Origin of the sequence: Mesorhizobium sp. M2E.F.Ca.ET.209.01.1.1, assembly GCF_004010375.2 — a bacterium.
Taxonomy (GTDB): domain Bacteria; phylum Pseudomonadota; class Alphaproteobacteria; order Rhizobiales; family Rhizobiaceae; genus Mesorhizobium.
In genome coordinates, this window is record NZ_SADP02001429.1 from 1 (window position 1) to 278 (window position 278).

At 71.2% G+C, this 278-nt stretch carries 1 protein-coding gene; it reads right to left on the reverse strand.

All coding sequences use genetic code 11. The annotated features are described in order from the left end of the window. Window positions 1-17: 17 nt before the first annotated feature. Window positions 18-278: MarR family transcriptional regulator (locus EN852_RS40665; protein WP_135880031.1), on the reverse strand; the 261-nt coding region annotated here is incomplete at its 5' end.

The window sequence follows — 278 nt, forward strand, 5'->3', positions numbered from 1 at the left end:
CGCGCAGACGCCTGGTGTCAGTCCTGGCCCCGGTCGAGCAGGCGCCGCAGCATGGGTTCGATGCGCGAGAGCTCGTCGAGATGCGCGGCAGAGAGTTCGGCCAGGCAATCGTCGGCGCGTTCGGTCAGCCGCAGCAGCACGCGGCGGTGGTCGTCCTTGTCCTGATCGCGTGCGACCAGTCCTGCCTCACCGAGGCGGTTGACCAGTTCGACGGCGCTGTGGTGGCGGATGCGCAGGCGTTCCGCAAGGTCGCCGACCGTCACCGGCCCGCCGCCCGG